We start from the raw sequence: 7,529 nt of genomic DNA, 5'->3' as shown, positions 1-7,529 counted from the left end.
GTGCGCGGCGAGCAGCGCGCCGGCGGCCAGCGCGCCGAGTTCGGCCGAGAGTCCGAGCGCGTGGAACAGCGCGCCGGCGCCGGCGGCGAGCGCGAGGCCGAACACCAGCAGCAGTTCGTCATGACCGCAGGCCGACAGCAGCTTCAGCAGCAGCGGGCGCGCCAGCGGCAGCAGCAGCAGCAGCGCGGCGCCCGGGTGCGGCGCCTCGGCCGCCACCGACAGCAGGCCGACCGCGGCGAGGTCCTGCACGATCAGGATGCCGATCGCGACCCGGCCGTGGAAGGAGCGCAGTTCCTGCTTGGCTTCCAGCGACTTGGCGGCGATCACGGTGCTCGAAAAGCCGAGCGCGAGTCCGAGGGCGGTCGCCGGTCCGGGCGCCTGCGCGGCGAGCAGCCAGACCAGCACGCCGGCGAGCAGCGCGAACAGGCCGAGGTGCGCGAGCCCGCCGCCCCAGATCTCGGGCCGTGCGAGGTACTGCAGCCTGAGCTTCAGGCCGATCGTGAACATCAGCAGCAGCACGCCGAGGTGCGCGACCTGCTCGATCGCCGGGCCGCTGCGCTCGCCGGCCGCATGCAGGCCGAAGCCGGCGGCGAGATAGCCGACCAGCGGCGGCAGGCCGATGCGGTGCGCGAGCAGGCCGGCAGCGAAGGCGAGGCAGATCCAGAGGGCATCCATGTGCGGCGGGCGGCGATCAAGGACGGGGGCTGAGGCAGGGCGCGCACGCTAGCACAGTGGTGACGGGCCGCGCAGGCCGGGGCATCGTGGACCTGAGCGGCATCACTTGACGCAAGTTGACCGAATCCGACTGCGGCCGGCGGGATGGCCCGGCATAATGCGGCACCGCAACGACAGGGAATCCCGATGGCCGGCCTGCTTTTCCGGCTGCGGATCGCTGCGTGCAGGCCGTCGGCGAGGGATCACGCCTTCGAATGACCCAACACGAACCCGGAGTGGCAGCGCACCATGTGCGGAATCGCAGGCATCGTCGACTTGCGCGAACGGCGGAACATCGAGGCAGACGTGCTCGCGTCGATGAACCAGGTCCAGTTCCACCGCGGCCCCGACGAGGGCGGCGTGCACATCGAGCCCGGGGTCGGCCTCGCGCACCGGCGGCTGTCGATCATCGACCTGTCGAGCGGCCAGCAGCCGCTCTGGAACGAGGATCACACGGTCGTCGTCGTCTTCAACGGCGAGATCTACAACTACCAGGGCATCGCCGCCGAACTGCAGGCGCTCGGGCATACGTTCCGCACGCATAGCGATACGGAAGTCATCGTTCATGCCTGGGAGCAGTGGGGCGAGGCCTGCGTCACGCGCTTTCGCGGCATGTTCGCGTTCGCGCTGTGGGATCGCAACACCGAAACCCTGTTCCTGGCCCGCGACCGGCTCGGCAAGAAGCCGCTGCACTACGCGCTGCTGCCGGACGGCCAGCTGATCTTCGGCTCGGAGCTGAAGATCCTCGCCGCGCATCCGCGCTTCCCGCGCGCGCTCGATCCGCTCGCGGTCGAGGACTACTTCGCCTACGGCTACATCCCCGATCCGCGCTCGATCTACCGCGCGGCGCTGAAGCTGCCACCGGCGCACACGCTGTGCCTGCGCCGCGGCGAGCCGCTGCCGGCGCCGAAGTCCTACTGGGACGCACCGTTCGCGCCGCTGCCGGCGATGTCGGTTGAGGACGCCGGCGCCGAGCTGATCGAACGCCTGCGCGAGGCGACGCGCATCCGGCTGATGTCGGAAGTGCCGCTCGGCGCGTTTCTGTCCGGCGGCGTCGATTCGAGCGCCGTCGTCGCGATGATGGCCGGCCTGTCCGACGAGCCGGTCAAGACCTGCTCGATCGCCTTCGATGATCCGCGCTTCAACGAGGCGCAGTTCGCGCAGCAGGTCGCCGACCGATTCAAAACCGAACACCGCGTCGAGACCGTCGATCCCGACGACTTCGACCTGATCGACCGGCTCGCCTGGCTGTATGACGAGCCCTACGCCGATTCCTCGGCGCTGCCGACCTACCGCGTCTGCCAGCTCGCACGCCGCAGCGTCACCGTCGCGCTCTCCGGCGACGGCGGCGACGAGAATCTCGCCGGCTACCGCCGCTACAAGTGGCACAGCTACGAGGAGCGCCTGCGCTCGGCACTGCCGCTCGGCGTGCGCCGGCCGCTGTTCGGGCTGCTCGGCAAGGTCTACCCGAAGGCCGACTGGGCGCCGCGCGTGCTGCGCGCCAAGACCACCTTCGAGGCCATGGCCCGTGACACGGTCGAGGGCTACTTCCACGGCGTCTCGGTCATGAGCGACCGCATGCGCGCACCGCTGTACTCGGCGGCGTTCCGGCGCGAGCTGCAGGGCTACCACGCGCTCGAGGTCATGCGCGCGCACGCCGCAAACGCCCCGACCGAGGATCCGCTGTCGCTGATCCAGTACATCGACCTCAAGACCTACCTGCCCGGCGACATCCTGACCAAGGTCGACCGCGCCAGCATGGCGCATTCGCTGGAGGTGCGCGTGCCGCTGCTCGATCACGAGCTGGTCGAGTGGATCAGCGGCCTGCCGCCGGACTTCAAGCTGCGCGGCGGCGAAGGCAAGTACGTGTTCAAGAAGGCGCTCGAACCGGTCCTGCCGCACGACATCCTGTACCGGCCGAAGATGGGCTTCGCGGTGCCGCTGGCGGCGTGGTTCCGCGGACCGCTGGCCGCGCGCCTGCGCGAAGCGGTGCTCGGCGCGACCATGCGCGCCTGCGGCGTGTTCGACATGGACTACCTCGCGACGCTGGTCGGGCAGCACCAGAGCGGCCGGCGCGACCACTCGGCGGCGCTCTGGTCGCTGCTGATGTTCGAGTCCTTCCTGCGCAACGCCGGGGTCGGCGCTGACGCCGGTCCGGTCTGGCGCGAGGCCGCCTGAGCCGCATGCGCATCCTGCACGTCCTCGATCATTCGATCCCGCTGCACAGCGGCTACACCTTCCGCACGCGCGCGATCCTGCGCGAGCAGCGCCGGCTCGGCTGGAGCACCGGGCATGTGACCGGCAGCAAGCAGGTCACGCCGGCCTCGCCGTACGCCGGCCCCGAGGAAAATGTCGACGGCCTGCACTTCTACCGCACGCCGCCGGACCTGCGCCGGCGCGCCGGCTGGCCGCTGTTCGACCAGTGGGCGGTGGTCACCGGGCTGTCGGCGCGGCTCGATGAGGTCATCGAGGACTTCCGTCCGGATGTCCTGCACGCGCATTCGCCGGTGCTGAACGGCCTCGCGGCGCTGTCGGCGGCGCGCCGCCACGGCCTGCCGCTGGTCTACGAGGTGCGCGCGTTCTGGGAGGACGCCGCCGTCGATCACGGCACGACCCGCGAAGGCAGCCTGCGCTACCGCGCGACGCGCGCGCTCGAAACCTTCGTGCTCGAACGCGCCGACGCCGTGACCACGATCTGTCATGGCCTGCGCCGCGACATCCTCGGACGCGGCGTGCCGGCCGATCGGGTGACGGTGATTCCGAACGCCGTCGATGTCGGGCAGTTCGGCCCCGGCGGCCAGCCCGATCCGGCGCTGCTCGCGCGCCACGGCCTCGCCGGCAAGCGCGTGCTCGGCTTCATCGGTTCGTTCTACGCCTACGAGGGGCTGGACCTGCTGCTCGAAGCGCTGCCGCAGATCCGCGCGCAAGCCCCCGACGTGCAGCTGCTGCTGGTCGGCGGCGGGCCGCAGGATGGCGCCTTGCGCGCGCAGGCCGAACGCCTGGGGCTCGCCGATGCCGTGCACTTCACCGGCCGCGTGCCGCACGCCGAGGTCAACGCCTGGTACGACCTGATCGACGTGCTCTGCTACCCGCGTCATCCGATGCGGCTGACCGAGCTGGTCACGCCGCTCAAGCCCCTGGAGGCCATGGCCCAGGGCCGGCTGTTCGTCGCCTCCGATGTCGGTGGCCACCGCGAGCTGATCCGCGACGGCGAGACCGGTGCGCTGTTCCGCGCCGGCAGTGCCGAAGCGCTGGCCGAGCGCGTGCTGAGGCTGCTCGCGGCCCCGGCCTCGTGGCCGAAGCTGCGCGCGGCCGGGCGCGAGTTCGTCGAGACCGAACGCAACTGGGCGGTCAGCGTCGGGCGCTACCGCGGCGTCTACGCGCGCGCACTCGGGACCGGTGCATGAACATCACGCAGCGCATGCAGATCGGCGCCTCGCTGATGCTGCTCGCGAAGTTCCTCGAACGCGGGCTCGGGCTGATCAGCACCGTGATCCTCGCGCGGCTGCTGCTGCCGGGCGACTTCGGCCTGGTGGCGATGGCTGCGCCGATCGTGATGTTCATCGAGCTGCTGCGCTCGTTCAGCTTCGACATGGCGCTGATCCAGAAGGCCGATGCCGAAGCCGCACATTTCGATACCGCCTGGACGCTGAACCTGCTCTGCACGACGCTGATCGCGCTGCTGATGGTGCTTGCCGCCGCGCCGGCGGCGGACTTCTATCAGGAGCCGCGCTTTGCGCCGGTGATGGCCTGGCTCGCGCTCGGCACCTTCATCCAGGGCTTCGAGAACATCGGCACCGTCAACTTCCGCAAGGAACTCGACTTCGGCCAGGAATTCCGGCTGATGCTGTACAAGAAGCTCGCCAGCATCACGCTGACGGCGCTGCTGGCGTGGTGGCTGCGCAATTACTGGGCGCTGGTCTGGGGCACGCTGGCGAGCCGGGTGTTCGGCGTGCTGCTGTCCTACCACATGAGCCACTACCGGCCGTCGCTGCGCCTGAGCCACTGGCGCGACCTGATGCACTTCTCGAAGTGGATGGTCGTCAACAACCTGCTGTTCTTCCTGAACCTGCGCGGCGTCGATTTCGTCATCGCCCGCCTGTTCGGTGCCGCGGTGCTCGGCCAGTACCTGGTGGCGATCGAGATCAGCACGATCCTGTCGGTCGAGCTGGTGGCCGCCGCCAACCGTGCCTTCTTTCCGGGTTTCGTCAAGCTCTCCGGCGAGCCGAACACCGTCGTGCGCCACTGCACGACGGTGATGGCGGCGGCGGCGATGTGGCTGCTGCCGCTGGCGATGCTGCTGTACCTGCTCGGCGACCTGTTCGTGCATGCGATGTTCGGCGACAAGTGGCCGCTGACCGGCGAGCTGATCGGCGAGTTCGGGCTGTTCGGTGCGCTGACGGCGTTCACCGGCTCGCTGTCGTATGCGTACATGGCCGTCGGCCACCCGCGCTTCAGCTCGGTGGCCGCCGGCGTGCAGAGCCTGATCGTGCTGGGGCTGCTGGTGCTGAACGGCTACTGGGGGCGGCCGGAGTGGATCGGGCACTGCTTCGTGCTGACCGCCTGCCTCGTGCTGTTCGTGCATGCGGCGATGGTCAAGCACGTGTTCCCGGCCCTGCAACTGCTGCGCTGGCTGCGCGGCGTCGCGCGCATGAGCCTCGCCGCCGCCGGCGCCGGTCTGGTCATCAGCAGCCTGAAGGCGCCGCTGCTCGGCAGCGGCCTGCCGGAGCCGGTCGTGCTGGTCGGGCTCGGCATCGGCGGCGTGGCGCTCTACGGCGCCGGCGTCTGGCTGCTCTGGCAGCTCGATCACTGCAAGGACGGCCCCGAGCGCAGCATCCTGACCCGGATTCCCCGCCTGCAGGCGTACATCGAACGCCGGCGCAGCCCTTATGACTGGATCGCGGAAGGTCGCATCTGAATGAAGCTCCTGCAGCAACGATTCGCGCAGCTCCGGCGCAAGTGGCATGAACTGCAGTTCCGGCGCGCCGCGGCCGGCGTGCGCGGCATCGGTCCGATCCGCCTCGCCGCCGAGGGGCCGATCGTGCTGTCGATGGTCCAGCAGCGCGATGTCGATGCCTACCTGCTCGCCCTCGGCACCTTCGTGCGCCGGCTGCCGGCGCGGCGCATCGTCGTCGTCGCCGATCCGAGCCTCGATGCGGCCGATCAGGCCGTGCTGCGCCGGCAGGTGCCGGACATCGAGATCGTTGCGCAGCACGATTTCCGCCCCGAGGGCCTGCCGAGCGGCGGCTGCTGGGAGCGGCTGGTCGCGATCACGCGCTACGTGAGCGAGGGCTACGTGATCCAGCTCGACGCCGACACGGTCGCGACCGGCCCGCTCGACGAGGTGGCCGCCTGCGTGCGCGACAACCGCGCGTTCACGCTCGGTACCGATGACCACTTCGTGCTGCAGCCGGCGAGCGAGGCGGCGGACTTCGCACGCTCGCGTGCCAGCCCGGACGCCCACATCCAGGTGCACGCCGAGGCTGCGCTCGACCGGCTGCCGGCGGAGGTGTTCCCGGCCTACATCCGCGGCTGCGCCGGCTTCGCCGGTTTCCCGGCCGGCTACGAGATGCTGCCGAAGCTGCTGCAGCTGTCGGCGGTCATGGAGCAGGCGATCGGGGCGCGCTGGCGGCAGTGGGGCTCGGAGCAGTTCGCGTCGAACGTGATGGTCGCCAACGCGCCGGCGAGCTGCGTGCTGCCGCACCCGAAGTACTGCGCGCCGCACCGGCGCCGGGCCGATTCGGTGTTCCTGCACTTCATCGGCTACGTGCGCTACATCGACGGCACCTACGCGCGGCTCGCACGCGGCTACCTGAAGACCGCCTGAGGCCCGCACGGCGGCATCACGGAGAGTTTCTGGGGAGAGTTTCTGGCATGAGTCTGGATCTTCGGCGCTTCGCGAAACTGCCCCTGTACCTGCGGGCCTTCGGGCCGCTGGCGGGGCTGCGCCTGTATGCCGCCATCGAACGCGCCGGGCTGCCGGTGAAGTCGGAAACCGTGCAGGCGCATGCGGTGCCGGGCTACGACGCGCCGGTGAGCCTGCGCCGGGCCCGCGCCGATCACGCGACCTTCTGGCAATGCCTGGTGCAGCGCCAGTACGACCTCGACCGCTTCCCGCAGACGGCGCGCCTGCAGCAGACCTACGAGGCCATGCTCGCGCGCGGCGAGCGGCCGCTGATCATCGACGGCGGCGCCAACATCGGGCTGGCGGCACTGTGGCTGGCGCGGCGTTTCCCGCAGGCGCAGATCGTCTCGGTCGAACCGGACACCGGCAATCTGGCGCTGCTCAGACGCAACCTCGCCGGGCTTGGCGCGCGCGCGCAGGTGCTCGACGGCGGTCTCTGGCCGCGCAGCGGGCGGCTGCGCATCGTCAACCCCGAGTCCGGCTCCGCGGCCTTCCGCGTCGAGGAAACCACCGGCGACGGCCCCGGCACGCTGCGCGCGTACACGATCGACGAGATCTGCACGCTCGCCGGCTGCCGCGAGCCGCTGATCGTCAAGCTCGACATCGAGGGGGCGCAGCAATACCTGTTCGCGAGTGCGACCGAATGGGTCGGGCGCGCGCACCTGATCACGCTCGAACTCGACGACTGGCTGTTCCCGTGGCGCGGCAGCAGCCGGCCGTTCTTCCGGGTGCTCGGCGAGCATCCGTTCGACTACCTGCTCGGCGGCGAGAGCGTGTTCTGCTTCCGCGATGCCGGGGCCGCGGTGTGAACGCCGATGCGTGACATCGCCATCCTGCTGATCGTCACCTACGGCCTGATCCGCACGGTGCGCGAGCCGGTGATCGGCATCCTGCTGTGGTGCTGGATCGG

At 70.3% G+C, this 7,529-nt stretch carries 6 protein-coding genes; 5 read left to right on the top strand and 1 reads right to left on the bottom strand.

Translation table 11 applies throughout. The annotated features are described in order from the left end of the window. On the bottom strand, nucleotides 1–675 hold a 675-nt coding region (locus PKE44_RS12280; RefSeq protein ID WP_324551580.1), incomplete at its 3' end, for a cation:proton antiporter. Between the two features lie 288 nt (nucleotides 676–963). Here PKE44_RS12280 and PKE44_RS12275 point away from each other — a divergent pair. From PKE44_RS12275 to PKE44_RS12255, 5 genes are read left to right on the top strand one after another with little or no spacing between them, the layout of a single operon-like run. Then, nucleotides 964–2,892: an XrtA/PEP-CTERM system amidotransferase gene (locus tag PKE44_RS12275; RefSeq protein ID WP_324551578.1), complete on the top strand. Its 1,929-nt coding sequence runs from the start codon at nucleotides 964–966 to the stop codon at nucleotides 2,890–2,892. A gap of 5 nt (nucleotides 2,893–2,897) precedes the next feature. Continuing rightward, entirely contained in the window at nucleotides 2,898–4,121 is a 1,224-nt protein-coding gene (locus PKE44_RS12270; RefSeq protein ID WP_324551577.1) for a TIGR04063 family PEP-CTERM/XrtA system glycosyltransferase, read from the top strand. After that, nucleotides 4,118–5,632, top strand: coding sequence for an oligosaccharide flippase family protein (locus PKE44_RS12265; RefSeq protein WP_324551575.1), 1,515 nt, complete (start codon nucleotides 4,118–4,120; stop codon nucleotides 5,630–5,632). The genes PKE44_RS12270 and PKE44_RS12265 overlap by 4 nt, the downstream gene beginning before the upstream one ends. Beyond that, nucleotides 5,633–6,541 (top strand): hypothetical protein, encoded by a 909-nt coding sequence (locus PKE44_RS12260; protein ID WP_324551573.1) that lies wholly within the window; start codon nucleotides 5,633–5,635, stop codon nucleotides 6,539–6,541. 47 nt (nucleotides 6,542–6,588) lie between these two features. Then, nucleotides 6,589–7,428 carry an FkbM family methyltransferase gene (locus PKE44_RS12255; protein ID WP_324551570.1) on the top strand — a complete coding sequence of 280 codons (840 nt, stop codon included), beginning with the start codon at nucleotides 6,589–6,591 and terminating at the stop codon, nucleotides 7,426–7,428. Nucleotides 7,429–7,529 lie beyond the last annotated feature (101 nt).

This window comes from Plasticicumulans sp., assembly GCF_035331805.1.
In the GTDB taxonomy this organism is placed as follows: Bacteria; Pseudomonadota; Gammaproteobacteria; order Competibacterales; family Competibacteraceae; genus Plasticicumulans.
The sequence above is the reverse complement of the archived record's forward strand: the minus strand, read 5'-3'. Positions and strand labels throughout refer to the sequence as shown.